Origin of the sequence: Paenochrobactrum sp. BZR 201-1 (assembly GCF_044987585.2) — a bacterium.
Lineage (GTDB): Bacteria > Pseudomonadota > Alphaproteobacteria > Rhizobiales > Rhizobiaceae > Paenochrobactrum > Paenochrobactrum pullorum.
The window spans coordinates 83,924-110,333 of record NZ_JBJDRZ020000001.1 but is presented as its reverse complement, the minus strand read 5'-3'; the positions used below and the strand labels follow the sequence as shown (position 1 = coordinate 110,333).

Sequence of the window (26,410 nt, the reverse complement as noted above, 5' to 3'; positions counted from 1 at the left end):
GTGCCGGGATTTGCGCAATAAAGCGAGATTTCTCAGTTTCGGACTAACTATTTGAATATCTATATGAAACTGCCCTTAAATCGGCCTGATTTTTGAAGTTTTATATAGTCTTGATGTCAGGGGTGCCGCACAGTTCCGCCCTGACCGCGTGAGGGGAGAAGATTTCAACCCGCGCGAAGATGAACTGCTAAGAGGAGACGGGGCTCGGCCTCCGGATAAGTTATGGCAAGGCAAGAACAGGCTAACGACGTTTTCGCCCTCACTTCGTTCCTTTACGGCGGCAATGCCGACTATATTGAGGAACTATACGCTAAGTTTCAGGATGATCCGAACTCTGTCGATCAGCAGTGGCGTGATTTCTTCTCAGAACTGAATGATGATGCTGATGATGTGCGCAAGAATGCGCAAGGCGCATCATGGACAAAGCCGAATTGGCCTTTGGCTGAGAGCGGCGAATTGGTTTCAGCGCTGGACGGCAATTGGTCGGATGTTGAAAAACACGTCACAGACAAACTGAAAACGAAGTCGGACAAAGGCGAGAAAGCAGTACTGACTGCTGAAGAGCTCACGCAGGCAGCGCGTGATTCCGTTCGTGCAATCATGATGATCCGCGCTTATCGTATGCGTGGCCATTTGCATGCCAATCTGGATCCGCTTGGGCTTGCTGAAAAGCCGGATGCTTATAACGAGCTGGAACCTGAAAATTATGGTTTCACTCCGGCAGATTACAACCGAAAAATCTTTATCGATAATATGCTCGGTCTGGAATATGCCACTATTCCGGAAATGCTGGCTATTTTGAAGCGCACCTATTGCTCGACTATGGGTGTGGAATTCATGCATATTTCCAATCCGGTTGAAAAAGCCTGGATTCAGGAACGTATTGAAGGGCCGGATAAAGGTTTTGCTTTTACCCCGGAAGGTAAAAAAGCAATTTTGTCGAAACTGGTTGAAGCCGAAGGCTTTGAGCAGTTCATCGACGTTAAATATAAAGGCACCAAGCGTTTTGGTCTGGATGGCGGTGAATCGCTGATCCCTGCTCTTGAGCAAATCATCAAGCGCGGCGGCTCGATGGGCTTGAAAGAAATTGTGTTTGGTATGGCTCACCGTGGCCGTCTCAACGTGCTTTCACAGGTAATGGGCAAGCCGCATCGCGCTATTTTCCACGAATTCAAGGGCGGTTCATACGCGCCTGATGATGTGGAAGGTTCAGGTGACGTTAAATACCATTTGGGTGCATCATCAGACCGTGAATTTGACGGTAATGAAGTGCATTTGTCGCTGACCGCCAATCCGTCGCACCTTGAAATCGTCAATCCGGTTGTGATGGGTAAAGCCCGCGCCAAGCAGGATTTGCTTGTTGGCCGCACCCGTGATGATCTGGTGCCGTTGACGGAACGCGCCAAAGTGCTGCCATTGCTTCTTCATGGTGATGCGGCTTTCGCCGGTCAGGGTGTTGTGGCCGAGTGCTTGGGGTTGTCCGGTCTGCGTGGTCACCGCGTTGCCGGTACTGTTCACTTCATCATCAATAACCAGATCGGTTTCACCACCAATCCGGCCTTCTCCCGTTCATCCCCATATCCATCCGATGTGGCCAAGATGATCGAAGCGCCGATTTTCCACGTCAATGGTGATGATCCGGAAGCTGTTGTTTTTGCAGCTAAAGTTGCGATCGAATACCGCATGACATTCCACAAGCCAGTTGTGGTTGATATGTTCTGCTACCGTCGCTTTGGTCACAACGAAGGCGATGAGCCTGCGTTCACACAGCCTTTGATGTATCAGGAAATCCGTGCCCACAAGACCACTTTGCAGCTCTATAGCGACAAGCTGATTGCTGAAGGTCTGGTGACACAGGAAGAAGTCGACCAGTTGAAAGCGCAGTGGCGCGAAAATCTGGAAAAAGAGTTTGAAGCAGGTCAGAGCTATAAGCCCAACAAGGCTGACTGGCTGGATGGTGCATGGACAGGCTTGCGCACGGCAGATAATGCCGATGAGCAACGCCGCGGTAAAACCGGCGTGCCGCTGAAAGCTTTGAAAGAAATCGGTAAGAAGCTGGTTGAAGTTCCAAGCGATTTCAACGTGCATCGCACAGTACAGCGTTTCCTCGACAACCGCGCCAAGATGATTGAAAGCGGTGAGGGCATTGACTGGGCAACCGCAGAATCGCTCGCTTTTGCTACATTGGTAACTGAAGGTAATCCGATCCGTCTTTCCGGTCAGGATGTGGAGCGCGGCACTTTCTCGCAGCGCCACACTGTTCTTTATGATCAGGAAAATCAGAACCGTTACATTCCGCTGAATAATATTCAGAAAGGGCAAGCGATCTACGAAGCCATCAACTCGATGCTTTCGGAAGAAGCTGTTCTTGGCTACGAATATGGTTATTCGCTGTCTGATCCGCGCGCTTTGACCCTTTGGGAAGCCCAGTTTGGTGACTTTGCAAACGGTGCGCAGGTGGTGTTTGACCAGTTCATCTCGTCAGGTGAGCGTAAGTGGTTGCGTATGTCCGGTCTGGTTTGCCTTCTGCCGCATGGCTATGAAGGTCAGGGGCCTGAGCATTCATCCGCCCGTCTTGAGCGCTATCTCCAGCTTTGTGCCGAAGATAATATGCAAGTGGCCAATGTCACCACACCGGCCAACTACTTCCATATTCTGCGCCGTCAGATGAAGCGTGATTTCCGCAAGCCTTTGATCATGATGACACCAAAGTCATTGCTGCGTCACAAACGTGCCATTTCGACCTTGAATGAACTTTCAGGTGATTCATCCTTCCACCGTTTGTTGTGGGATGATGCGCAATATCTGAAAGACCAGCCGATCAAGCTACAGAAAGATGCGAAAATCCGTCGTGTGGTTCTTTGCTCCGGTAAGGTCTATTATGATCTTTATGAAGAGCGTGAAAGACGAGGTATCGACGACATCTATCTGTTGCGCGTCGAGCAGCTCTATCCGTTCCCGGCAAAAGCGCTCATTAATGAACTGTCGCGTTTCCGCGGTGCGGAAATCGTCTGGTGTCAGGAAGAGCCGAAGAACATGGGCGCCTGGTCGTTCATCGAGCCTTATCTGGAATGGGTACTTGCGCATATTGATGCAAAATATCCGCGCGCCCGTTATACAGGCCGTCCGGCTGCGGCATCACCTGCAACAGGCTTGATGTCCAGACATCTGGAACAGCTTGCAGCATTCCTTGAAGATGCGCTCGGCTCTTAATGAGCCGGACGCCTTTCATCAGAATTTTCAGACTTGAGATCAACGGAAGATAAAACCATGGCCACCGAAATCCGCGTTCCTACACTTGGGGAATCCGTCTCTGAGGCAACCATTGGCAAATGGTTCAAAAAAGTCGGCGAAGCTGTCGCTCTCGATGAACCGCTTGTCGAACTGGAAACCGATAAAGTTACGATTGAAGTTCCAGCTGCTGTTGCCGGCGTTCTGGCAGAAATCACCGCACAGGAAGGCGATACTGTTGAAGTAAACGCTCTTCTCGGCCAGATTTCCACTGATGGTGCAGCTGTTGCAGCCGCACCAAAACCAGCAGCTAGCGCACCTGCCACTGCCGCTGCACCTGTTGCAGCGTCAACCGGCCTTGCATCCTCTGGCCCGGCAATGGCTCCAGCACCATCTGCTGCCAAGCTTTTGGCTGAAAGCGGCCTTGCCGCTGATCAGGTTGCCGGTTCCGGCAAGCGTGGTCAGGTGCTGAAAGGTGATGTGCTTGATGCCGTCGCCAAGGGCATTGCTGCTGCACCTGTTGCTGCGCCTGCTGTTGCACGTGCAGCTTCACCTGCCGGTGATGAAGCGCGCGAAGAACGCGTGAAAATGACCCGCCTGCGCCAGACCATTGCACGTCGTTTGAAAGACGCGCAAAACACGGCCGCCATGCTCACCACTTACAACGAAGTGGATATGTCTGCGGTTATGGATCTGCGCAAGCGTTACAAGGATATCTTTGAGAAGAAACACGGCGTGAAGCTCGGCTTTATGGGCTTCTTCACCAAAGCTGTAACGCATGCTTTGAAAGAAATTCCGGCTGTTAACGCTGAGATCGACGGCAACGACATCATCTACAAGAACTTCGCTCATGTGGGGATGGCTGTTGGTACCGACAAAGGTCTGGTCGTTCCGGTTATCCGCGATGCTGACCAGCTGTCGATTGCAGGCGTTGAAAAAGAACTGGGACGTTTGGCCAAATCTGCCCGTGATGGTTCGCTTTCTGTGGCTGACATGCAGGGCGGCACATTCACCATCACCAATGGTGGTGTTTATGGCTCGCTGATGTCGTCGCCGATCCTTAATGCACCGCAGTCGGGTATCCTCGGCATGCACAAGATTCAAGAACGTCCGGTTGTTGTCGGCGGTCAGATCGTTATCCGTCCGATGATGTATCTGGCGCTGTCTTATGACCACCGTATCGTTGACGGCAAGGAAGCCGTGACTTTCCTCGTTCGCGTCAAGGATAGCCTGGAAGATCCGGAACGTCTGGTTCTCGATCTTTAATCTTTATAAGAGCGGTGGCTATCATAGCCGCCGCTCATTTTCTTGAATGTTTGTTTCGTCGCACTTTATCGGGTCAGAACCATGTACGCATACCTGATCGAACTGGCATCATTGATGGCGATTTTTGCTTTTGCAGTGATCTCGCCCGGCGCTGATTTGGCTATGGTGATGCGACAAGCCATGGTGCATGGCCGCAAACAAGCGATTATCACCAGTTTTGGCATTGGTGCTGCGTTGATGATGCATGTGAGCTATACCGTGCTGGGGCTCGGTCTTATTATCTCCAAATCAATCTATCTGTTTAATCTGGTGAAATGGTGCGGTGTAGCTTATCTGGTCTATATCGGCATCAAGGCTTTGCGTTCATCAGGTGGTTTTGTACAAATCAGCCCTGAGGGGAATGCGCAAAATGCATCAAAAATCTCAGTAAAACAGCAGGGTTTTATGAAGGCTTTCAGCCTTGGTTTTGCAGCTAATGCGCTTAATCCGAAGGCTGTGTTTTTCTTCCTTTCGATCTTTTCAACTGTGGTCAGCGTTGGCACGCCGACAGAGATCAAGCTTGGCTATGGGGTGCTGATGGCCATCTGCCTGATTAGCTGGTTTGTTTGTGTGTCATTGTTCATGACAACGCCGCATATGCAGGCTGCATTTGCGCGGATGGGTAAAATGATTGATCGGGCAAGCGGTGTGGTTTTTATCGCGCTCGGACTGAAACTGGCCACAGAAAAGGCCCATATGTAAAAGCATGTAATTTTCGATGATTTGTATGAATAGCGGGGATTTGCATGAATGACGGGTAACCCGAGGAGAAAACATATGAGCTGTTATCGCAGGATTTTTAAAACTGCTTCTGTGATGTTATTGGCAGGCATTGTGGCGGCTCCTACAAGCGCCTTTGCTGCCTGTATGCAAAATCGCGCGGTCTATACGGATCGCGATGATAATTACACCCTGACTTTTCGTCCGGAAGAGCCGAATGATCTAAATTTTAGTCCGGCTCCGACCAATGAATTTATAATTGTCTCCAATGAAAATCCGGATTTCAAACTGACCGGTTTAGTGGTTTGGCCGGAAGAAACGGTCAAGCGTCCGCTGGCAATGATTATGTATAATTGCGGCGGTGCGGGTGCATCATCTGAAGATCTGGACGATTGCAGCATTTGGCAGGGCGTTGTTTATGCCTTGAAAGAAACAGCCGAAGCCGAGCCGTTGCCAAAGGCTGAAGAACCAGCTGCCCAGACAGTGCTGTTTCCGGATTTGCTTGGTGCACTGGATGTTTATGATTTTGGCGCGGCCAAACCAAAGCAACCGCTGACATGGGAAGCGTTCCGCTTCAAAACCTGCACACAGGAAGAAGAATAAGTTTAAAACTGCCTGACAAGGCAGGTGTGAATAGCAATAGCTCATTGTTATCGAAAACGTGAGTTACCAACAATCAAAGAGCAGTTTTGCTCGCGTTGAAAATAAAGAGGATTATTGAATGTCTTACGATGTCGTCGTCATCGGAACCGGACCGGGCGGTTATGTTGCAGCTATTAAAGCCGCGCAGTTAGGCCTTAAAGTAGCGGTTATTGAAAAGCGTAAGACATATGGCGGCACCTGCCTCAATGTTGGCTGCATTCCTTCAAAGGCACTTCTGCATGCCTCTGAAGTTTATGAAGAAGCCGGTCATTCTTTTGATACGCTCGGCGTTGAAGTCAGCAAGCCAAAGCTGAATTTGGAAAAAATGCTGGCGCATAAAGACAATACTGTCAAAGCAAACGTTACCGGCGTTGAGTTTCTGTTTAAGAAAAACAAAATCACTGCCTTCACCGGTACCGGTAAAGTGGTTGCTCAGGGCAAAGTTTCAGTTACATCCGAAGATGGTAAAGTTGAAGAACTGACCACCAAAAACATCATCATCGCAACCGGCTCCGATGTTGCCGGTATTCCGGGTGTTGATGTTGCTTTTGATGAAAAGATCATTGTTTCCTCAACCGGTGCTCTTGCTTTCGAAAAAGTACCGGAAAGCATGATCGTCGTGGGCGGCGGTGTGATCGGTCTGGAACTGGGTTCTGTCTGGTCACGTCTTGGCACCAAGGTCACCGTTGTTGAATATCTCGACAAGGTCTTGGGTGCGATGGACGGTGATGTGTCCAAACATTTCCAGCGCATGATGGAAAAGCAGGGTCTTGTTTTCAAGCTGGGTGCGAAAGTAACCGGTGTTGAAAAAGCCGGTAAGGGCGCGAAAGTGACCTATTCGCCGGTTAAAGGCGGCGAGGAGCAAGTGCTCGAAGCTGATGTGGTGCTGGTTGCAACCGGTCGTCGTCCTTACACCGATGGTTTGGGTCTTCAAGAGGCAGGTGTGGCGCTTGATGAACGTGGCCGCGTTGCGATCAACGATCATTGGCAGACCAATGTTGCCGGTATATATGCCATCGGTGACGTGGTGAAAGGCCCGATGCTGGCGCATAAGGCTGAAGACGAAGGTGTGGCCGTTGCTGAATTGATCGCCGGTCAGGCTGGACACGTTAATTACGATGTCATTCCGGGCGTTGTTTACACCCAGCCGGAAGTCGCTTCTGTTGGTAAAACCGAAGAAGAATTGAAAGCTGCCGGCATCGAATATAAAGTCGGCAAATTCCCGTTCACCGCTAATGGCCGTGCACGTGCAATGCAGCATACCGATGGTTTTGTAAAAATCCTTGCTGATAAAGCTACTGACAAAGTTCTGGGCGCGCATATCCTTGGTTACAATGCCGGTGAAATGATCCATGAACTGGCTGTGTTGATGGAATTTGGCGGCTCGTCGGAAGATCTCGCACGTACCTGCCATGCACATCCAACCATGTCGGAAGCAGTGCGTGAATCTGCAATGGCGACCTTCGGCAAGCCGATCCATATGTAATTTGCATCGTGCAAATAAGAAAAGCCCGGATGTTACATCCGGGCTTTTTTATTGCCTTGATATGTGGCGGGGGTGTTAGTTCAGCGGCACATTCTCGACTGTAAATCCTTGTGCCCGCAACAATTCTACAAGGCCGTCGTCACCCGGTAAATGCAGCGCGCCAACGGCCATAAAGACATCGCCGTGATTGAAAAATGTGAGACCGCGTTCTACCATATTGTGGTTGCGCTTGGTGACCATGATCGCTTCAAACTTTTGATAATCTTCATCGTCAAGCCCGTCTTCATCGAGAGCTTGCAACAGCGGTGCCATCAGGCCGATACGCCCGCTTAGATAAAGATGCGTGAGCGTTTCCATGAAGTCATCAATCTCATCAAGGGCACGAACACTCGCGAGCAAGCCCTTGTGGTAAAACTCCATGGGTAAGGCTTTCATCGCTTCCAGTTGCTCTGCCGCTGTTTCCAAGCCAACCAGATATTTATCCTGATCTTGAGCGCGTTTGGCTAATTTCAAATCAAGCGCCACTTCGCCTTGTGCCTGATATACGCTTTCGCATTGCGGTATGCTGAGTAGATTGGTGACTATCCACGGCTGCAGCCTGTCGAAGACGGCGAAGCTGAGATTGCGCTTAACAAGCCGCTCTCGCATTTCTGCTTGTTCCTCATCGGAAAACAGCTTGGACAACCTATTTTCGCCCTGCATCTGAATGAGATCAGGCTGGGTGTTTAGAATTTTAAGCAGAAATGCAGGATCCATAACATCGGTTGTTTCGATGATCATGGTTTCGGCTTTGTCCAGCAATGCCAAAACGGGGGCAGGCGCATTGGAAATGCGAGGATCGCTTAAATGCATCGTGCCGAAAAGATAAGAGGGTTTGACATTCGGCTTGGTGATTTTCCACAGCAGGCCGGAATGATTGGGTGTATCTGCTGCTTGTGCTTCCAGCTTTTGATAGGTGTCGGGATGGGATTTGATAAAATCCGGCAGCAGATTTTTGGCAGGCTTACAACTTTTGGTCTGCGTCTCTTGTGCATAGGTTTTTTGCGTGAAAGCAAATGTGCCGGCGGCAAATAAAAGACTAAGCGTTAAAAAACGCGCGAAGGTTTTGAAGATATGCCATATGTTTTTCATGGGGCGAATATAGGCTTGAAACTCACAAAATTACATACGCGGATGCGCTTTATCGTAAATTTCCAGCAAGCGGTCGGTGTCCACACCGGTATAGACCTGTGTGGTGGAAAGGCTGGCATGGCCGAGCAGTTCCTGAATAGTACGCAAATCACCGCCACGGCCTAATAAATGGGTAGCAAAAGAGTGGCGCAAAGCGTGCGGCGTGGCGCTGTCTGGAAGCCCCAAGGCACCACGCATTTTTTGCATTTCTCGCTGGATGATACCTTGCTGTAAACGCCCGCCTTTGGCACCGCGAAAAAGCGGTTGATCGGCACTTAAATCATATGGGCAAAGTTTGCGGTATTCGGCAACGGCACGGTGGATAACGGGCAATAGCGGCACCATCCGGCTTTTGCCACCTTTACCGGTGAGCACGATTGAACGCTCTTTATCGTCAAGTAATGCATCACCATTAAGATTGAGTGCTTCAGAAATACGCAAACCACAGCCGTAAAGCAGCGTCAGTACTGCTGCATTGCGCGCAGCAATCCACGGCTCTTCCGCGAGCTGTTCCATCGTGTTGACGACTTTAAGCGCATCTTGGGTGGTCAAAGGTTTCGGCAAAGATTTGGGTTGTTTGGGCGCACGGATGGCGCTGGCACCGGCCGCATTGGCAAGGCCGCGACGCTCCAGATGGCGCAACAGCGAACGCACACCGGCAAGGCCGCGCCCAAGTGTACGTGCCCCCGCACCATCATTGCGGCGATTGGCTAAAAATGAGCGCAAATCGGCAACGCGCAATGCGCTGACATCTTTCAGGCTTGGCGGCTCACCCAAATGGCCGGTCAAGAATTGCAGGAACTGGCGTGTGTCGCGCTCATAGGCTTGCAAAGTATTGTCGGAAAGGCGGCGTGTTTCGCTGAGCGTTCTCAACCACTCCTCACGCGCAGCTTGCAAATCCGCACGGGCGGGGATCAGAAATTCTTGTGATTTGGAACCTGTGGTCATGGTTTTGAAAATGCGCCGTTTGATAAATTAAGCGATGCAACTATTGTGCCATTGAGTTATTACTCAGAGCTTACATATTATTTTTCTCAATCAATTATCTTGCAATTATCTTGGACTTTGCCTGAATATTGGTTAATCGGAAGCAAACTCTTTGATGAATGTTAGGAACCATCATGTCGCGTCCGGAAAATCCTGTCCAACTCGCCGTTATCGGTGCTGCACACGGCATACGTGGTGAAGTGCGTGTCAAACCCTATACGGAAGATCCGTTGGCGATCGGTGACTATGGTCTGCTGTATGACAAGCAGGGCAAATCCTATGAAGTGTTGGATGTGCGCAATGCCAAAAATGTGGTCATCGTTCGCTTTCGCGGTATCAATGACCGTAACGCGGCAGAAGCCCTGAACGGCACGGAATTGTTTATTGATCGTTCGCAATTGGCGGAAGATCTGGATGATGACGAATTTTATTATGCCGATCTGATTGGCTTACAAGCCTATGACAGGCAAGGCAATAATCATGGTCGCGTCCATGCTTTGTTTGATTTTGGCGGTGGTGATCTGATTGAACTGCGCCTGACAGGGCGCAAACCAATGCTTATTCCGTTTACAGAAGCAGCGGTGACCGAGATTGATCTGACCAATGGCAAGATCATCGTTGACCCTTATGCTGCTGGCCTCATTGCTAATCAGGATGATGACTATCCTGAAGATGGCTATGATGATGAACGCGACCGTGAAGCATGAGCGCTGATATGACACTTAAAAAATTTCATGCATCGGTGCTGACGCTTTATCCGGAAATGTTTCCAGGCCCTTTAGGTGTTTCGCTGGCTGGCAAAGCCTTGAATGATGCCAAATGGTCGTTGGAAACGGTGCAGATTCGTGATTTTGCCGAAGACAAGCATCGCATGGTGGATGATACGCCATCGGGTGGTGGCGCCGGTATGGTGATGAAAGCGGATGTGGTGGCGCGAGCCATCGATTCGGTTGCCGATCACCGTCCGAAATTGCTGATGAGCCCGCGCGGCAAGCCTTTGACGCAAAAACGTGTGCGTGAACTGGCGGCAGGTGAGGGCGCGATCATTATATGTGGCCGCTTTGAAGGCTTGGACGAGCGGGTGATTGAAAGCCGCGAGCTGGAAGAAATATCTATCGGCGATTATATTTTATCGGGTGGTGAAACGGCAGCGATTGTGCTTCTCGATGCTATCGTACGTTTACTTCCGGGTGTGATGGGAAATCAGGAATCAGGCGAAACCGAAAGCTTTGAAACGGGGTTGTTGGAGCATCCGCATTACACCCGCCCGCAAGTGTGGGAAGGACGCTCTATTCCTGAGGTGTTAACATCCGGCAATCATGGAGCGATTGATAAATGGCGCCGCGCACAGGCTGAAGAAATCACCAAAACACGCCGTCCTGACTTATGGGCGGCTTTCAAAGGCATCAAGAAATAATGAAAGTTTTGCGCCGTGTAGAATATGGGGCAGTTTTACTGATTGCTTTATGGTTTTATGCGCTCAGCGGCGCAAGCTGGTGGCTGTTTGCCCTCTGTTTTCTGCTGCCGGATTTGACCATGCTCGGCTATGTTTTCGGCAATCGCGCCGGCGCGGTGATTTATAATATCGGCCATAGTTTTTTGGGTGTGATCGCTTTGGCCACATTCATCCATATCTTCGATCAGGAATGGTTGTGGCCTTATATGCTGATCTGGTTTGCCCATATCGCTTTCGACCGGATGCTGGGTTACGGGCTTAAATATGCCTCATCTTTTCAAGATACCCATATGGGACGCATTGGACGACAAAAATAATAAAGCCATGAAAACTTACGTGCTGCTTGTGCAGACAGAGTTGATTAAACCGGGCTAATAGTGTATTGCGACGCCAGTTCCGGAAGAATCCGGACGTTCGCTAAATCAATAAATGGTGAACCGCCCCTGCTGAAAAGCATAAATTTGCGGCCATGTTGCTGTAAATGAAGCGTCGGGCGCTCTGGCTGTTTGAGAAGAACTACTAAGGATCAGAACGATGGATATCATTAGCCAGCTCAACGCTGAACAGGTTGCCAAAATCGAAGAAAAGCGCAAGCTGCCAGATTTTCAGCCAGGTGACACTGTACGTGTTATGGTTCGCGTAACTGAAGGTACACGTACCCGTGTACAGGCTTACGAAGGCGTTTGCATTGCACGCGCTGGTGCAGGCCTCAACGAAAACTTCACAGTTCGTAAAATCTCTTACGGTGAAGGCGTTGAACGCGTATTCCCAGTTTATTCCCCGCTGGTTGAAGCTGTGGAAGTTGTTCGTCGCGGTAAAGTACGTCGTGCGAAACTCTACTACCTGCGCGGTCTGACCGGTAAAGCCGCTCGTATTGCCGAGAAGAAAGACAACCGCACCAAAGCAGAACGCGAAGCTGACAAGCTTGCTGCTGCTAAGGAAGCCGCTGCAAAAGCTGCTGCCGCTAAATAAGATCTGCAAAAATTTGCATAAAAAGGCGACCCAAGGGTCGCCTTTTTTGTTGTCTGGAAAGACTGAGTTGCTGAAATTATAACAAGTGCGGCCTTTTAACCCGCCTTCGATTGCCTGAAACTGCTGGGTTTGATGCGTTTTTCGCTATTCTTCACTGTCGTAATTCTGCTATAATAAAGGTGCAAACGAAGTTTTTTGCATGTTTTCGGCTGGTTTTGTTTCGGAATCTTGCTGCGACACCCTGTTGCGCTTGCTGTTTCTTGACGAAACCGTGCTGTCGGTGCATATGACAGACATTATTTCTAGAACCGTTCAAAGGAAACTCCGTAATGAGCGCGCCGCGTACACTTTATGACAAGATTTGGGACGATCACCTGGTGGATCAGCAGGATGATGGTACCTGCCTCCTCTATATTGACCGCCACCTTGTCCATGAAGTGACAAGCCCGCAGGCTTTTGAAGGCCTGCGTATGACAGGCCGTAAGGTTCGTCATCCGGAGCGCACACTGGCTGTGGTTGACCATAATGTGCCAACTTCTCCTGACCGTGTGAACGGCATTAAAAACGAAGAAAGCCGTATTCAGGTTGAAGCGCTGGCGAAAAATGCTGCCGACTTCGGCGTTGAATATTATTCCGAACGCGACAAGCGTCAGGGCGTTGTGCACATCGTTGGCCCTGAACAGGGTTTTACCCTGCCGGGCATGACCATTGTGTGCGGTGACAGCCATACTTCAACCCATGGTGCTTTTGGCTCACTTGCACATGGTATCGGTACCTCAGAAGTAGAACACGTACTGGCGACGCAAACACTGATCCAGAAAAAAGCCAAAAACATGCTGGTGCATGTGGATGGCAAACTGGCAGCAGGTGTAACCGCTAAAGACATTACATTGGCAATCATCGGTAAAATTGGCACCGCCGGCGGTACCGGTTATGTGATTGAATATGCCGGTGATGCGATCACGTCATTGTCGATGGAAGGCCGTATGACCGTCTGCAACATGTCGATTGAAGGTGGTGCACGTGCTGGTCTGATTGCGCCGGACAAGACAACATTTGAATATATTCACGGCAAGCCGCGCGCCCCTAAGGGGGAGCAGTTCGAGCAGGCCGTCAATTATTGGAAAACGCTCCATTCGGACGAAGGTGCGCATTTCGATAAAATCGTAACACTTGACGCGGCGGAAATTTCTCCGGTCGTGACATGGGGTTCTTCACCTGAAGATGTGGTTTTTGTAACCGACGTGGTTCCTAATCCTGATGATATTCAGGATGATACCAAGCGTTCGTCCAAATGGCGCGCATTGGAATATATGGATCTGAAACCGGGCACCAAGATCACCGATATAACGATTGACCGTGTCTTTATCGGTTCATGCACCAATGGCCGTATTGAAGATTTGCGCGATGCAGCCCGCATGGTTGAAGGCAAAAAAGTGGCTTCCACTGTGAGCGCGATGATTGTGCCGGGCTCTGGTTTGGTCAAAGAGATGGCGGAAGCTGAAGGTCTGGACAAGATTTTCATTGAGGCAGGCTTTGACTGGCGTGAACCGGGTTGTTCGATGTGCTTGGCGATGAATGATGACCGTTTGGCTCCGGGTGAGCGTTGTGCTTCCACCTCCAACCGTAACTTTGAAGGTCGTCAGGGCTTTAAAGGCCGCACCCATCTGGTGTCACCTGCGATGGCAGCAGCTGCGGCAGTTGCAGGACGGTTTGTTGATATCCGTGATTGGAAATAATCACCACAGGTGCTTTGATTTCAAAAGGGTGCGGTTCAGGCTGCGCCCTTTTTTATTATGGTGTCACAAACAAATTTGCTACCTTTTATCCGTGACGTAAAAGCGCTTCGCACTTTTGTCTGTAATGCTCTAGAAGATAAGTCAGTTTATAATAACAAGACTATCGTTCTTGAAACTGGTTTATGCTGACTAAGCATATATGATTTGGAGGACTGACTATCATGTCGAATGAGCATGCTTTTGATATTGCTTTATTGCATTTGCGTGATGCCCATGAATTTGCACCTTTGCTGGCAAGTTATGCGCAAGCTTTGAAGCGCGGCGCGCCGCGTCGTCCTGATGAATATTATGCCGAAAATTTGTTGCAGGACAGAAGCGCGGAAATTTTGGGTGCGCGGCTGAATGGCGAGATTGTCGGTTTTACAATTTTCTATGATTTGCCAGAGCCGGTTTCGGGTATGCGTGCTGGTCAGGTCGATCACATTTATGTGCATCATGACCATCGTGGCAAAGGCATCGCCAAAGCTTTGATTGATGTGCTTGCCGATAAAGCGGAAGAGCGCGGCTGGAGCAAACTGATGCTAAATGCCCCTCGTGTACCGGAAGACGGACGCAAACTTTACGAGCAAGTGGCAACGGCTGCCGACTGGTCAAGCTATGTGATTCGTTTTGGCAACTGAAATTGGACGCTTATCAATCGACCTTAAAAACTTGATAAAAATCATCAATTTTTGTCAGCTTACAGTTTTAACCGATTGAAGCGCTCTGAATGGCTGATTTTCACAAAAGCTGCGACCAAATGTTTAAATCTAAGCCAAAAGCGTCTTTGACGCGGTAACAAAAGAGCAGTAAACCACCTGTAGATGATCGCATTTTGCGGTCTCAACGTATTTTACCCGATCGGGCGCGCAGATGAGGATTGGAATGCGCGCCAATGTTTGAGTTTCGTTTCCACACGAACCACCATGATCGGGACGTTACGCAAGGGAAGCCTACGAAAAGCCATGACACAAACCACATCAACGCGTCAGCGCCCTTTATCGCCCCATTTGTCGGTGTATCGCTGGACCATCACCATGGCCATGTCGACCATTCACCGCCTGACAGGTATCGCGCTTTATGGCGGTACTGTGCTTTTTACAATCTGGCTGTTGTCTGCTGCCATCAGTGAAGATTGTTTCAATCTGGTCAATGCCGTCTATGGTTCGATTATCGGCCGCTTAATTCTGTTTTGCTACACATGGGCATTATTGCACCATCTGGCTGGCGGCGTGCGTCACTTCATTTGGGATATGGGTGCGGCGATGGACAAGCACACAGCTTCCAAAATCGCATGGGCATCGTTGATTTTCTCTCTGGCCGCAACCGTGCTGGTTTGGGTCATCGCTTATGCGGTGCGCTAAAAGGATATGACTATGAAAGATATGCGTACTCCTCTTGGTAAGGTTCGTGGACTTGGCTCCGCCAAAGAAGGCACCGGTCATTTCTGGGCGCAGCGCATGAGTGCTGTAGCACTGGTGCCGCTGGTGTTGTTCTTTGTTGGTCTGGTCGCATCCCTGCATGGCGCAGATTATGAAACAGTAAAAGCAGCGCTCGGACATCCGGTCATCGCTATTGTGATGGCCTTGTTTATTGTTACCGGCGCTTACCACATGCGACTTGGCATGCAGGTGGTTGTGGAAGATTACATACATAGCGAAGGTTTGAAGATCCTGCTGGTTATGCTCAACACATTCTTCTCATTTGTGATTGGCTTTGCCGGTATATTCGCGATCCTCAAACTAAGCTTCGGAGGTTGATAAGCCCGATGGCTAAAACAGAAAATAACGCAGCAGGCGCTGATAAAGTTAAATTTGGTGGTCGCACTTATACTTATGTCGACCATAAATTTGATGTAGTTGTTGTCGGTGCCGGTGGTGCGGGCTTGCGCGCAACGCTCGGTATGGCTGAGCAGGGCTTTAAAACAGCTTGTATCACCAAGGTTTTCCCGACCCGTTCGCACACTGTTGCCGCACAAGGCGGTATTGCGGCATCACTTTGCAATATGGGTCCTGATTCATGGCAGTGGCACATGTACGATACCGTCAAAGGTTCGGACTGGCTCGGCGATATGGACGCGATGGAATATCTGGCGCGTGAAGCACCAGCCGCGGTTTATGAACTGGAACATTACGGTGTGCCATTCTCGCGTACCGAAGAAGGCAAGATTTATCAGCGCCCTTTCGGTGGCCATATGCAGAATTTTGGTGATGGTCCGCCGGTACAGCGTACATGTGCTGCTGCAGACCGTACCGGTCATGCTATTTTGCACACGCTTTACGGCCAGTCGCTGAAAAACAACGCGCAGTTCTTCATTGAATATTTCGCGCTCGATCTGATCATGACCGATGGTGTTTGCACCGGCGTAGTGGCATGGAATCTCGATGACGGAACCATTCATCGCTTCACCGCGAAAATGGTTGTGCTGGCAACCGGTGGTTATGGCCGTGCTTATTTCTCCGCGACATCTGCGCATACTTGCACCGGTGACGGTGGCGGTATGGTGGCACGTGCGGGTCTGCCTTTGCAGGATATGGAATTTGTTCAGTTCCACCCGACCGGTATTTACGGCGCAGGCTGCCTGATTACCGAAGGTGCGCGCGGTGAAGGCGGCTATTTGGTCAACTCGGAAGGCGAGCGCTTCATGGAGCGTTATGCACCTTCTGCCAAAGATCTGGCTTCCCGTGACGTGGTTTCGCGTTGTATGACGCTGGAAATCCGCGCTGGCCGCGGCGTTGGTAAAGATAAAGACCATATCTATCTGCACCTTGATCATCTTGATCCGGCAGTTTTGCATGAGCGTTTGCCGGGGATTTCGGAAAGCGCCAAGATTTTTGCCGGCGTTGACCTGACCAAGGAACCAATTCCGGTTATCCCGACAGTTCACTACAATATGGGCGGTATTCCGACCAACTATTGGGGTGAAGTGCTCAATCCGACCGAAGCTGATCCGCATCGCGTCCAGCCTGGTCTGATGGCTGTTGGTGAAGCTGGTTGTGCTTCCGTTCACGGTGCAAACCGCCTTGGCTCCAACTCGCTGATCGACTTGGTGGTCTTTGGCCGTGCGGCTGCAATCCGTGCCGGTGAAGTGATCGACCGTGATGCAAAAATTCCGCCGCTCAATGAAGCGGCTTGTGATGTGATCATGGAACGCTTTGACCGTTTGCGCTTTGCCAATGGTTCTATTCCGACTGCGGTGCTGCGTGACAAGATGCAGCGCACGATGCAGGAAGAAGCAGCAGTGTTTCGCACATCCGAATCCCTGAAGGAAGGCTGTGTCCGTATGGCCGCCATCTGGAAGGAAATGCCGGATATTAAAGTCACCGACCGTTCCATGATCTGGAACTCCGATCTGGTGGAAACACTGGAACTGGAAAACCTGATGGCCAACGCGATCACCACTGTGGTGGCAGCGGAAGCCCGTAAGGAAAGCCGCGGCGCACATGCGCATGAGGATTATCCGGATCGTGACGACGTTAATTGGCGCAAGCATTCGCTGTCATGGTTATCTGAAAATGGCGACGTCAAACTTGGCTATCGTCCGGTACAGGTTGAACCGCTGGTCAAAGAAGAAGACGGTGGTATCAGTCTTGAAAAAATCGCGCCAAAAGCGCGTGTATATTGATCGGGGGGCAGAGCATTGGCTGAGTTAGCACTTCCCAAGAATTCGCAGATTAAGCAGGGTAAGACCTGGGAGCGCCCAAGCGGTTCGAATAATCTGAAAGAGTTTAAAATTTATCGCTGGTCGCCGGATGATGATGAAAATCCGCGCATGGATACCTATTTCGTCGATCGCGATGATTGCGGCCCGATGGTTCTGGATGGTCTGCTTTGGATCAAAAATAAAGTTGACCCGACCCTGACCCTGCGCCGTTCATGCCGTGAAGGTATTTGCGGCTCATGCGCCATGAATATTGACGGTGCCAATACGCTTGCCTGTACCAAGGGGATGGACGAGATCAAGGGCACGGTTAAGGTTTATCCTCTGCCGCACATGAAAGTGGTCAAGGATTTGATCCCTGACATGAGCACTTTCTATGCCCAGCACCGCTCCATTGAGCCGTGGCTCAAGACCGTATCACCTGAGCCTGCGAAAGAGTGGCTGCAGAGCCATGAAGATCGCGCCAAGCTTGATGGTCTGTATGAGTGCATTCTGTGTGCTTGCTGCTCGACATCTTGCCCAAGTTATTGGTGGAATGGCGATCGCTATTTAGGCCCTGCCGTGCTGTTGCAGGCTTATCGCTGGTTGATCGACAGTCGCGATGAGGCAAAAGGTGAGCGTTTGGATAATCTTGAAGATCCATTCCGTCTCTATCGTTGCCACACGATTATGAACTGTGCGCAGACTTGCCCTAAGGGTCTGAATCCTGCGAAAGCGATTGCCGAAATCAAGAAGATGATGGTCGAGCGCCGCGTATAATTGCGACAATCGGATTCTTTTTGGTCCCACTCGGCCTTCGGCCTCGTCGCCTCTTGTTTAGTCCCACTCGGCTTTCGGCCTCCGCCTCTTGGCCGAAATCAAGAAGATGATAGTTGAGCGCTGCGTGTAATCGCGGCAATCAATTTTACCCATTTTAACAAAAAAGGCAGGGAAATCCCTGCCTTTTTTGTATTTAAAATCCGTTGATTTAGATTTGTTCGCCTTGCAAAAGGCGCGGGATATCTTGTGTCAGGCCGGAAGCCTGGCGAATGAAAAACTGCTTCAATACCGGCAGGCGATCGACCAATCCCAAACCAATTGTGCGGGCGGTGCGCAGAGCCAAATGATCGTTGGAAAACAATCTGGTTAAAACATCGCTGGTGACGCCCATGCGTACCGTATCAAAGCGGCGCCATGCCTGATAACGCTCCAGTGCTGCGAATGAGCCGATATCGAGTCCCAGACGGTCGGTCTCGACAATCACCTGTGCCAATGCAGCAGCATCTTTAAAACCAAGGTTCAAGCCTTGGCCTGCCACCGGATGAATGCGGTGTGCTGCATCGCCAACGAGCGCAAAACGTGGTTTCACGAATTCACGCGACAGTGAGAGGCCGAGCGGAAACGCGCGTTTCATGCCGTCAACGCGCAATGGCCCCAGATGATGGCCGAAGCGTTGTTCGAGTTCTGCTTCGAAGATAAAATCATCTTCTTTAATCAAACGCTCGGCATCGGCGGTGCGCTCTGACCAAACCAATGAACAGCGATTGCCTTTGAGCGGCAGAATTGCAAAAGGACCGGAGGGCAAGAAATGTTCGATGGCCACGCCATCATGCGGCTTTTCATGGGAAACGTTACAAACAATACCAGACTGTCCATAGTCCCAATCAACGGTTTTAATGCCGGCAAGATCGCGCAATTTCGATTTTGCACCGTCAGCTGCCACCAGCAGTTTGGTGTGAATGGTTTTACCGGATGAAAGGTGAACCTGTACTTCTTGCGGCAGCGTATCAAAGCGATCCACACTGGTGGCTTCAATAAATTGAATGCCCAATGCACTCGCACGTTTATGCAAGGCACCATTGAGAATACGATTTTCCACCATATGCGCAAATGGTTCACCCGGCTCCACTTCGCCGTCAAAGGTCAAAAAGACCGGACGCACAGGGTCGGATGTACGTGAATCGGTAATCACCATTTCAGTGATCGGCTCGGCATCAGGTAAAATTTCTTCCCAGCAACCAAGCTGGTCGAGCATACGCGAGGCAGCAGCCGCAATGGCGGAGGCGCGCGGATCTTTTTTCCATGCGCCAGCAGGTGCGCCGTCAACTATGGTGACATTTAAATGTGGTGAAGCGGCTTTAACGGCAACGGCAGTGGTAAGCCCGACATAGCCTGCGCCCGCAATAACCAGATCGGCTGTCAAATCAGCAGGTTCTGTTTTGGCTTGGCTCTTTTTGGCGGTCATCTCCGGCATCCTTTTTGCAGTTGCTATGCGCTTGTGCATATTCGCATTTACTACATGATATCACAAGTAAAAGGCATAGCTTGTTGTCGCAGCAGTTTTGACGCATTTTGCGTACCTGTCTTTAATATTAAGGTGCTTTAAGCACTGATGTTATGCTCATCGCTCAAAAACCTTAAACCCTTATATATGTATGGGGAGTTGTCTTTTTTATGTCGTCTCAATTGAATGAAGAAAATCCAACTGCCATGCAGAAGCTTCTCACCATTCTTGATCTGGAGGTGCTTGAGCATAATCTTTTTCGTGGCAACAGCCCGCAAGTAGGCTGGCAGCGCGTATTTGGCGGGCAGGTGATCGGACAGGCACTTGTTGCGGCACAGCGCACAGTCGACAGCAATAAATATGTCCACTCACTGCATGGCTATTTCATGCGGCCGGGGGATCCGTCTATTCCGATTATTTACGAGGTGGATAGGATTAGGGATGGTTCCAGTTTTGCTACGCGCCATGTTCTGGCAAAACAGCATGGGAAAGATATTTTTACGCTTTCGGCATCCTTTCAATTGGACGAGCCGGGGCTTGATCATCAAATAGCGATGCCGTCCGGTGTTGCTTTGCCGGAAGCATTACTCAGCGACAGTGATATCAAAGCTAAGATTTTGAACAATGCACCACCGGCTGTGCGTAAATATTGGGAGCGTGAACGCCCGATTGAAATCAAGCCGGTATCGCTTGACCATTATTTTTCGCGCGAAAAACTGGAGCCACGTCAGCAGGTCTGGGTGCGTGCATTGGATGCGGTGCCGGATGAGCGTACATTGCAGGCGGCAGTACTGGCTTACCTCTCGGATATGACATTGCTGGATACATCACTATTTGCACATGGACGTTCGATTTTTGATCTTGATTTGCAAATTGCGAGCCTCGATCATTCGATGTGGTTTCATCGGCCATGTAGACTGGATGATTGGTTGCTTTATACACAAGATAGCCCAAGTGCTTCCGGTGCACGTGGTTTTACCCGTGGCTCGTTTTATACGCGTGACGGCATATTGATTGCATCGGTCACGCAGGAAGGCTTGATCCGGCTGCGTTGATAAACATTGAGGTGCATGCTGATATTTAAATTGAATATTGTAGTCATCTTTTTGGGGTGGTAAATATGGTTTTGACTTTTTATTTGTTTTAGAAAAGGCTGTTTCATAAGAAATATATACTCCGTCAGGAGTTTGGGAATATGGTCAAAAATGGCAAACATTACGCATGATAATGTTAAATTAAGTATACTTATACCGTGTTATAATGTATCAAATTATATTGATGAATGTTTAAGTAGTATTATCGATCAATTAACAGATGAATGCGAAGTCATCATTTATGATGATGGCTCTAAAGATGATACTGTTGAAAAGATAAAAAATCACAAACTGCTATCATTGGATAGAGTTCGCTTTTTAAGCGCTCAACAAAATAATGGCATAAGCTATGTACGTAATTATTTGCTTGAGCAGGCTTGTGGACACTATATTTGGTTTATAGATTCTGATGATAAGATTTTAGATTGTGCAATAATACAATTATTGAGTTATATTGATCAATACAATCCGGATATAGTATTCTTTGATTATAATGCTTGGTATCCAAATATAACAAAGAGTATGATTCGCAAAGGATTTCATCGCAGTAGTTTTATTGGGAGGCCTGGCTTTTATGGCAATGTCTGTGATGGATTTTTATTGAATGCTACATTGAAAAGCACGCGCCTGCATCCGTGGTCGAAGGTGTATAGACGTTCATTATTTAAGCCCGGAACCGATTTTCCTGTCGGCAAAGTATTTGAAGATGTAACCGTTATTCCGCTTTTATCGGCATATGCACAAACAGCTTATTATCTCGATAAGCCGCTTGTGGCCTACCGCACACGGTCGGGAAGTATTTTATCTTCACTGAACTTTGAGAAGGAAATTGATAGTCTTGCCGCTATTCATGAAATGAAAATCAGGCATGAAAAATATATAGGACCGATGAGCAAAAAATCTCACCTGGTGACGACATATTTTGCAACTTGTCAGTTGCGCCGGATTATCAAGGTACTGGCTAAGCATCCTAACAAGGAAAAGCGTGCTGTTTTAATAGCTTGCTGTTTGAGCGAGTTTGAAAAAATTCATGGTAAAGATATATTTTATGTTCTTTATGCATGTTGGCGTGAGGGGGACTTTACTCATTCCGTGCATTGCTTGAAACGTCTGATGCAAGCCTATTTTATATGTGGTTTTAAAAAGCAAAAAAGTTTGAGTGCGCCGGGTAAAGCAGGATAGATCGATCCGTTTCAAATCACGTATGGAATAGTTGTGATGGTTAATGAGGTCTTAACCATCGCCGTTTTATGATGTCCCGAATCTGCGAAATCAGGCCTGTTTTGGCCATAATGGTTTTGCAGGAGCGCACAGCACAGGATTGTTCAGGACAGATTTCATGCGGCAGGGATATCCGGTCAACAATGAACGGCTAAATGGTGACAGATTGAAGCTTATGACGCTTTTGCGGCGTCAGCTTGATATTCTGCTCGGATTGTTTTTGCTGGTTTTGGTCGGTTTGGCGATCGGTGCTTTGGCGACATGGAATGTCACGGACCCAAGCTTTAGCCACGCAACATCGCAAGAAGCAACCAATGCGCTTGGCTATCCGGGCGCGGTCTTTGCCGATTTTGCCATGCAGTTTTTAGGTCTTGCCAGTGTAATAGCTCTTTTGCCGCTGGTTTTCTGGGGTATTTTGCTGATGGTTGAGGGCAAAATCGGCCGGCTGCCTAAAAGAATTATGGCATGGATTTTATCGGCACTACTGTTTGCAGCCATTGCCAGTTGTTTTTCGGTGCCGCCAAGCTGGCCGATGCAAATTGGCTTGGGTGGTGTTTTCGGTGATATGATGCTGAAATTGCCCGGCCTGTTTTTGGGCACTTTTCCACATGGTGCTATCGCCTCCGCCATCGCGCTGGTTTTACTATTTCCGGCGACTTGGCTTTGCGCTTTTGCCGGTGGATTGACCGGACGTAAAAACGGTTTGATTAAATCGGGTGCGCCATCCTCACCAGATGAGGCTAGTGATGCCGATTATTATGAAGATGATGAGGATGATGATGAACAGGCACATTCCCGTTTCCAGTTTGTCGGGGCTGTCACACATTGGTATTTGAGTGCACAGGCACTTGTGCGCCGCCTGACTGGTTCATCCAAAAAACGAAATGCCCGTGATCATGATGATCCGTTTGGTGATTTGCGCGGGAATGATCGCCGCCGCGAACCGGGATTTGGTGGTGCGGAGCCTCATTATGATGAGCCGCCGTTTGATCTGGACGGTGATGACAATCATACTGATTGGGATAATGAGGACGAAGGGGCTCCTGTAAAGCGTGCTTCCAAACGTGTGAGTGCACGTGGCAGCGATGCCCGTACGAAGCGCCCTGCAGGTAAGCGTAACGGTGCTTTTGAGCTACCATCGTTGCAATTGCTGGCAGAGCCAAAAGCAGTGATGCGCGATGCGTCGCTTTCGAAAGATGTTCTTGATCAAAACGCCCGCATGTTGGAAGGTGTGCTGGAAGATTTCGGTGTGCGCGGCGAGATCATCAGCGTCAAGCCGGGGCCGGTTGTAACCCTTTATGAACTGGAACCGGCACCTGGCATTAAGTCCTCGCGCGTGATTGGTTTGGCCGATGATATTGCCCGCTCGATGAGCGCGATTGCCGCGCGTGTGGCGGTTGTTCCGGGGCGCAATGCGATTGGTATCGAATTGCCGAACCAAAAGCGCGAGATGGTCTATTTGCGCGAGATGCTGGCAAGCCGTGATTTCGAGCAGAATAAAGCCAAACTGGCGCTTGCACTGGGCAAAAACATCAATGGCGAGCCGGTGATTGCCGATATTGCCAAAATGCCTCACGTGCTTGTTGCCGGTACGACCGGTTCGGGTAAATCTGTGGCGATCAATACCATGATCCTGTCATTGGTATATCGTATGACGCCGCAAGAATGCCGTCTGATCATGATTGATCCGAAAATGCTGGAATTGTCGGTTTATGACGGTATTCCGCATTTGCTTACACCTGTGGTCACCGATCCGAAAAAAGCGGTGGTGGCGCTGAAATGGACTGTGCGCGAAATGGAAGAGCGCTACCGTAACATGTCCAAAGTGGGTGTGCGTAATATTGACGGCTTCAATGCCCGTGTTGCACAGGCACAAAAGCGTGGTGAATCCATTTCACGCACCGTTCAAACCGGTTTTGACCGTAATACAGGTGAAGCGATTTACGAGACAGAAGAACTCGACTTGCAGCCGATGCCATTTATCGTCGTCATCATCGACGAAATGGCCGATCTGATGATGGTCGCAGGCAAAGATATTGAGGGCGCGGTGCAGCGTCTGGCACAGATGGCGCGTGCGGCTGGTATCCATGTGATCATGGCAACGCAGCGTCCGAGTGTGGATGTGATTACCGGTACGATTAAAGCCAATTTTCCGACCCGTATTTCCTTCCAGGTGACCTCCAAAATCGATAGTCGCACCATTTTGGGCGAGCAGGGTGCCGAGCAGCTGCTTGGGATGGGTGACATGTTGTTTATGGCCGGTGGTGGCCGTATTCAGCGTGTTCACGGGCCTTTTGTTGGTGATGAGGAAGTCGAACAAGTTGTTCAGCATCTCAAAACACAAGGTGTTCCGGAATATCTGGATGCGATTACCGAAGATGATGAAGAGGAAGGCGCAGGCCCTGCCGGAACATCTAATCTTGAGGATTCCGATGATCCTTATGATCAGGCTGTTGCAGTGGTGTTGCGCGATAAAAAAGTTTCGACCTCTTACATTCAGCGCCGTCTAGGTATCGGTTATAATCGTGCGGCAACCATCATTGAACGGATGGAAGAGGAGGGCTTGATCAGCCCTGCCAACCATGCTGGCAAGCGTGAGATTTTGGTACAGACCGGGGATGATGAATACTAAGCCGGAAAGCTTGAACGTGATTGTGGCCTGTGATGCCATACTAACGACAAACTGGTGGCCTACATACTGTCTTACGATAATGAAAAGAAAAATTTGGAAGCGAATGGATATGCTGTTTTCCAAGCTGGTTGATAAAGTAAAAATGATCTCGGTTGCAGGTACGCTTTGTGCAGCTGTTGGCATGAGTTTGCCGATCGCAGTCATGGCGCCTGTTAATGCGCAGGCGCAAAATGCCAATGCGGAAGCACAGAAAATTGCAGATCATTTTTCGAGCCTTCGTACTATGACCGGCGAGTTTGTTCAATTTGGCCCTAAGGGTGAGCAGCAAGGCGGCACATTTTATCTTGAGCGTCCGGGCAAAATCCGTTTCAATTATGAAAATTCGCCGATCCGTGTGATTTCCGATGGCCAGTCAGTGGTCATTAATAATCGCAAACTCGATACCTGGGATCAGTACAAACTCTCGACAACTCCACTTAAAATGTTGCTGGATAACCGTATTGATTTGGGCGGCGGCCGTCTGAAACAAGTCAAACAAGAGCCTGATATGACCACCTTGGTGGTTGGCGACAAATCGGTTTTTGGTGATTCAAAAATCACCATGATGTTTGATCCAAAAACTTATGAATTAAAGCAATGGACCATCACCGACGCGCATAACCTTGACACAACCGTAATGGTTTTCAATGTACGTACCGGCGTTCGCTTTACTGATGATATGTTCAAGATCGACTATCAGCGCATTGCCATGAAGGGCAAAAAAAGGAACTAACGAACAGATAAACTGTTTTTTCAGTCTCTATTGTGGATGTGTGAGAAGAGCGGTTTTTATTTCTGACTTTAGTGTTACTGTGCTCGCGTTTTTAATGAAAGCGAGTGAGTGAAATGGCATTTTCTGTTGCGACCTGGAATATCAACTCTGTGCGCCTGCGGCTGCCTTTGGTCGAGCAGTTTTTGCAAAATTATCAACCGGATGTTTTGTGCTTACAAGAAACAAAATGTCCGGATGATCAATTTCCCCATGATGCTTTTAAAGCGCTCGGTTATGAACATATCGCTATCAGCGGCCAGAAAGGCTATCACGGCGTTGCCACGCTGTCTCGCCGACCTTTGAGCGATGTCAAGGTAATCGGCTTTTGCGATATGGGTGATTGCCGTCATTTAAGCTCGGTGGTTGAAGCGGGAAATAAGAAAATCCGCATTCATAATTTTTATGTACCTGCCGGCGGCGATGAACCAAAGCCGGACATCAATCCGAAATTTGCTCACAAGCTGAGTTTTCTGGATGAAATGCGCTATGTAGTGGCTGATGAAGGCGATGGTTTATCATCTATTCTTGTAGGTGATTTAAACATTGCGCCATTGGAAAATGACGTTTGGTCACACAAACAGATGCTCAAAATCGTCAGTCATACGCCAATTGAGACAGAAACACTGGAAGATCTGCGTGTCAAAGGTGGGTGGAGTGATTTGATGCGGCACCTCATTCCGGCAGATCAGAAGATTTATACATGGTGGAGCTACCGCGCCAAAGATTGGGATGCTTCAGATCGTGGCCGCAGGCTGGATCACATTTGGGGTTCGCAGGATTTGGAAAATTATATCAAGGATTTGCAGGTGTTGCGTGAGGCTCGCGGTTGGGAGCGTCCGTCAGACCATGTGCCGGTGATTGCTAATTTCGATCTTTAATAACAGCTTTTACAAGTGGTCAGGTGCTTTGCGCCTGACCGTTTTTATTGGCTTTATGCAGCGCTGTGTTTTTAGAGCGTGTCGCACTTAATCGTATCCACCG

Annotated in this window: 22 protein-coding genes and 2 pseudogenes; 21 read left to right on the top strand and 3 right to left on the bottom strand. The window is 49.4% G+C overall.

All coding sequences use genetic code 11. The annotated features are described in order from the left end of the window. Nucleotides 1–222 precede the first annotated feature (222 nt). The 5 genes from ACI0FR_RS00650 to lpdA all read left to right on the top strand — a co-directional run bounded on the left by ACI0FR_RS00650 (nucleotide 223) and on the right by lpdA (nucleotide 7,384). Nucleotides 223–3,213, top strand: coding sequence for a 2-oxoglutarate dehydrogenase E1 component (locus ACI0FR_RS00650; RefSeq protein ID WP_374828799.1), 2,991 nt, complete (start codon nucleotides 223–225; stop codon nucleotides 3,211–3,213). Nucleotides 3,214–3,270: 57 nt separating this feature from the next. Further along, on the top strand, nucleotides 3,271–4,497 hold the full coding sequence (gene odhB, locus ACI0FR_RS00645; protein ID WP_374828798.1) for a 2-oxoglutarate dehydrogenase complex dihydrolipoyllysine-residue succinyltransferase: 1,227 nt from the start codon (nucleotides 3,271–3,273) through the stop codon (nucleotides 4,495–4,497). A gap of 81 nt (nucleotides 4,498–4,578) precedes the next feature. Then, complete coding sequence (locus ACI0FR_RS00640) at nucleotides 4,579–5,238, top strand: LysE family translocator (protein ID WP_374828797.1); 660 nt, start codon at nucleotides 4,579–4,581, stop codon at nucleotides 5,236–5,238. 114 nt (nucleotides 5,239–5,352) lie between these two features. Further along, nucleotides 5,353–5,859: a hypothetical protein gene (locus tag ACI0FR_RS00635; RefSeq protein ID WP_374830382.1), complete on the top strand. Its 507-nt coding sequence runs from the start codon at nucleotides 5,353–5,355 to the stop codon at nucleotides 5,857–5,859. Nucleotides 5,860–5,977: 118 nt separating this feature from the next. Next, nucleotides 5,978–7,384, top strand: a complete 1,407-nt coding sequence (gene lpdA, locus ACI0FR_RS00630; RefSeq protein WP_374828796.1) for a dihydrolipoyl dehydrogenase — start codon at nucleotides 5,978–5,980, stop codon at nucleotides 7,382–7,384. Between the two features lie 75 nt (nucleotides 7,385–7,459). Here the strand turns inward: lpdA and ACI0FR_RS00625 are convergent, their stop codons facing one another. Then, nucleotides 7,460–8,515, bottom strand: a complete 1,056-nt coding sequence (locus ACI0FR_RS00625; protein ID WP_404906819.1) for a TraB/GumN family protein — start codon at nucleotides 8,513–8,515, stop codon at nucleotides 7,460–7,462. Nucleotides 8,516–8,545: 30 nt separating this feature from the next. Further along, on the bottom strand, nucleotides 8,546–9,502 hold the full coding sequence (locus tag ACI0FR_RS00620; protein WP_374828794.1) for a tyrosine recombinase XerC: 957 nt from the start codon (nucleotides 9,500–9,502) through the stop codon (nucleotides 8,546–8,548). Between the two features lie 173 nt (nucleotides 9,503–9,675). On the opposite strand from ACI0FR_RS00620, the gene rimM reads away from it, so the two are divergent. The 10 genes from rimM (at nucleotide 9,676) to ACI0FR_RS00570 (ending at nucleotide 18,167) form a co-directional block, all read left to right on the top strand. Then, entirely contained in the window at nucleotides 9,676–10,248 is a 573-nt protein-coding gene (gene rimM / locus ACI0FR_RS00615; RefSeq protein WP_404906820.1) for a ribosome maturation factor RimM, read from the top strand. 8 nt (nucleotides 10,249–10,256) lie between these two features. Next, complete coding sequence (gene trmD / locus ACI0FR_RS00610; protein ID WP_404906821.1) at nucleotides 10,257–10,958, top strand: tRNA (guanosine(37)-N1)-methyltransferase TrmD; 702 nt, start codon at nucleotides 10,257–10,259, stop codon at nucleotides 10,956–10,958. Next, the gene (locus ACI0FR_RS00605; protein WP_374828791.1) at nucleotides 10,958–11,314 is read left to right on the top strand and encodes a DUF4260 domain-containing protein; all 357 of its coding nucleotides are present in this window, start codon (nucleotides 10,958–10,960) and stop codon (nucleotides 11,312–11,314) included. The genes trmD and ACI0FR_RS00605 overlap by 1 nt, the downstream gene beginning before the upstream one ends. Nucleotides 11,315–11,531: 217 nt before the next feature. Continuing rightward, nucleotides 11,532–11,969 (top strand): 50S ribosomal protein L19, encoded by a 438-nt coding sequence (rplS, locus tag ACI0FR_RS00600; protein WP_374828790.1) that lies wholly within the window; start codon nucleotides 11,532–11,534, stop codon nucleotides 11,967–11,969. A gap of 329 nt (nucleotides 11,970–12,298) precedes the next feature. Next, a complete protein-coding gene (gene leuC / locus ACI0FR_RS00595) occupies nucleotides 12,299–13,708 on the top strand; it encodes a 3-isopropylmalate dehydratase large subunit (RefSeq protein WP_404906822.1) in 1,410 nt (469 codons plus the stop codon). A gap of 221 nt (nucleotides 13,709–13,929) precedes the next feature. After that, entirely contained in the window at nucleotides 13,930–14,388 is a 459-nt protein-coding gene (locus ACI0FR_RS00590; protein ID WP_374828788.1) for a GNAT family N-acetyltransferase, read from the top strand. 324 nt (nucleotides 14,389–14,712) lie between these two features. Next, nucleotides 14,713–15,111: a succinate dehydrogenase, cytochrome b556 subunit gene (gene sdhC, locus ACI0FR_RS00585; protein WP_404906927.1), complete on the top strand. Its 399-nt coding sequence runs from the start codon at nucleotides 14,713–14,715 to the stop codon at nucleotides 15,109–15,111. Between the two features lie 12 nt (nucleotides 15,112–15,123). After that, complete coding sequence (gene sdhD, locus ACI0FR_RS00580; protein ID WP_374828787.1) at nucleotides 15,124–15,507, top strand: succinate dehydrogenase, hydrophobic membrane anchor protein; 384 nt, start codon at nucleotides 15,124–15,126, stop codon at nucleotides 15,505–15,507. Nucleotides 15,508–15,515: 8 nt separating this feature from the next. Then, on the top strand, nucleotides 15,516–17,372 hold the full coding sequence (gene sdhA / locus ACI0FR_RS00575) for a succinate dehydrogenase flavoprotein subunit (protein WP_404906823.1): 1,857 nt from the start codon (nucleotides 15,516–15,518) through the stop codon (nucleotides 17,370–17,372). A 15-nt stretch (nucleotides 17,373–17,387) separates the two neighbouring features. After that, nucleotides 17,388–18,167: a succinate dehydrogenase iron-sulfur subunit gene (locus tag ACI0FR_RS00570; RefSeq protein ID WP_404906824.1), complete on the top strand. Its 780-nt coding sequence runs from the start codon at nucleotides 17,388–17,390 to the stop codon at nucleotides 18,165–18,167. A 208-nt stretch (nucleotides 18,168–18,375) separates the two neighbouring features. On the opposite strand, the gene ACI0FR_RS00565 is transcribed toward ACI0FR_RS00570, so the two are convergent. Continuing rightward, nucleotides 18,376–19,632, bottom strand: a complete 1,257-nt coding sequence (locus ACI0FR_RS00565; RefSeq protein ID WP_404906825.1) for a ubiquinone biosynthesis hydroxylase — start codon at nucleotides 19,630–19,632, stop codon at nucleotides 18,376–18,378. Nucleotides 19,633–19,841: 209 nt separating this feature from the next. Between ACI0FR_RS00565 and tesB the strand changes: the two genes are divergently transcribed. The 6 genes and pseudogenes from tesB to ACI0FR_RS00535 all read left to right on the top strand — a co-directional run bounded on the left by tesB (nucleotide 19,842) and on the right by ACI0FR_RS00535 (nucleotide 26,307). Beyond that, entirely contained in the window at nucleotides 19,842–20,726 is an 885-nt protein-coding gene (gene tesB, locus ACI0FR_RS00560; protein WP_404906826.1) for an acyl-CoA thioesterase II, read from the top strand. 150 nt (nucleotides 20,727–20,876) lie between these two features. Further along, nucleotides 20,877–21,947, top strand: a complete 1,071-nt coding sequence (locus ACI0FR_RS00555) for a glycosyltransferase family 2 protein (protein WP_404906827.1) — start codon at nucleotides 20,877–20,879, stop codon at nucleotides 21,945–21,947. 157 nt (nucleotides 21,948–22,104) lie between these two features. After that, nucleotides 22,105–22,681, top strand: a pseudogene (locus ACI0FR_RS00550) (DNA translocase FtsK 4TM domain-containing protein); the annotation flags it as partial. 422 nt (nucleotides 22,682–23,103) lie between these two features. Next, nucleotides 23,104–24,618: pseudogene (locus ACI0FR_RS00545) on the top strand (DNA translocase FtsK); the annotation flags it as partial. Nucleotides 24,619–24,727: 109 nt separating this feature from the next. Then, nucleotides 24,728–25,390: an outer membrane lipoprotein carrier protein LolA gene (locus tag ACI0FR_RS00540; RefSeq protein WP_374828781.1), complete on the top strand. Its 663-nt coding sequence runs from the start codon at nucleotides 24,728–24,730 to the stop codon at nucleotides 25,388–25,390. Nucleotides 25,391–25,503: 113 nt separating this feature from the next. Next, nucleotides 25,504–26,307 carry an exodeoxyribonuclease III gene (locus tag ACI0FR_RS00535; protein ID WP_374828780.1) on the top strand — a complete coding sequence of 268 codons (804 nt, stop codon included), beginning with the start codon at nucleotides 25,504–25,506 and terminating at the stop codon, nucleotides 26,305–26,307. Nucleotides 26,308–26,410 lie beyond the last annotated feature (103 nt).

What these genes read in the sequence shown, in the direction of transcription:
- ACI0FR_RS00650 (WP_374828799.1), top strand. Translation starts at nt 223, where the DNA reads ATGGCAAGGCAAGAACAGGCTAACGACGTTTTCGCCCTCACTTCGTTC.
- odhB (WP_374828798.1), top strand. Translation starts at nt 3,271, where the DNA reads ATGGCCACCGAAATCCGCGTTCCTACACTTGGGGAATCCGTCTCTGAG.
- ACI0FR_RS00640 (WP_374828797.1), top strand. Translation starts at nt 4,579, where the DNA reads ATGTACGCATACCTGATCGAACTGGCATCATTGATGGCGATTTTTGCT.
- ACI0FR_RS00635 (WP_374830382.1), top strand. Translation starts at nt 5,353, where the DNA reads ATGTTATTGGCAGGCATTGTGGCGGCTCCTACAAGCGCCTTTGCTGCC.
- lpdA (WP_374828796.1), top strand. Translation starts at nt 5,978, where the DNA reads ATGTCTTACGATGTCGTCGTCATCGGAACCGGACCGGGCGGTTATGTT.
- ACI0FR_RS00625 (WP_404906819.1), bottom strand. Translation starts at nt 8,515, where the DNA reads ATGAAAAACATATGGCATATCTTCAAAACCTTCGCGCGTTTTTTAACG.
- ACI0FR_RS00620 (WP_374828794.1), bottom strand. Translation starts at nt 9,502, where the DNA reads ATGACCACAGGTTCCAAATCACAAGAATTTCTGATCCCCGCCCGTGCG.
- rimM (WP_404906820.1), top strand. Translation starts at nt 9,676, where the DNA reads ATGTCGCGTCCGGAAAATCCTGTCCAACTCGCCGTTATCGGTGCTGCA.
- trmD (WP_404906821.1), top strand. Translation starts at nt 10,257, where the DNA reads ATGACACTTAAAAAATTTCATGCATCGGTGCTGACGCTTTATCCGGAA.
- ACI0FR_RS00605 (WP_374828791.1), top strand. Translation starts at nt 10,958, where the DNA reads ATGAAAGTTTTGCGCCGTGTAGAATATGGGGCAGTTTTACTGATTGCT.
- rplS (WP_374828790.1), top strand. Translation starts at nt 11,532, where the DNA reads ATGGATATCATTAGCCAGCTCAACGCTGAACAGGTTGCCAAAATCGAA.
- leuC (WP_404906822.1), top strand. Translation starts at nt 12,299, where the DNA reads ATGAGCGCGCCGCGTACACTTTATGACAAGATTTGGGACGATCACCTG.
- ACI0FR_RS00590 (WP_374828788.1), top strand. Translation starts at nt 13,930, where the DNA reads ATGTCGAATGAGCATGCTTTTGATATTGCTTTATTGCATTTGCGTGAT.
- sdhC (WP_404906927.1), top strand. Translation starts at nt 14,713, where the DNA reads ATGACACAAACCACATCAACGCGTCAGCGCCCTTTATCGCCCCATTTG.
- sdhD (WP_374828787.1), top strand. Translation starts at nt 15,124, where the DNA reads ATGAAAGATATGCGTACTCCTCTTGGTAAGGTTCGTGGACTTGGCTCC.
- sdhA (WP_404906823.1), top strand. Translation starts at nt 15,516, where the DNA reads ATGGCTAAAACAGAAAATAACGCAGCAGGCGCTGATAAAGTTAAATTT.
- ACI0FR_RS00565 (WP_404906825.1), bottom strand. Translation starts at nt 19,632, where the DNA reads ATGACCGCCAAAAAGAGCCAAGCCAAAACAGAACCTGCTGATTTGACA.
- tesB (WP_404906826.1), top strand. Translation starts at nt 19,842, where the DNA reads ATGTCGTCTCAATTGAATGAAGAAAATCCAACTGCCATGCAGAAGCTT.
- ACI0FR_RS00555 (WP_404906827.1), top strand. Translation starts at nt 20,877, where the DNA reads ATGGCAAACATTACGCATGATAATGTTAAATTAAGTATACTTATACCG.
- ACI0FR_RS00540 (WP_374828781.1), top strand. Translation starts at nt 24,728, where the DNA reads ATGCTGTTTTCCAAGCTGGTTGATAAAGTAAAAATGATCTCGGTTGCA.
- ACI0FR_RS00535 (WP_374828780.1), top strand. Translation starts at nt 25,504, where the DNA reads ATGGCATTTTCTGTTGCGACCTGGAATATCAACTCTGTGCGCCTGCGG.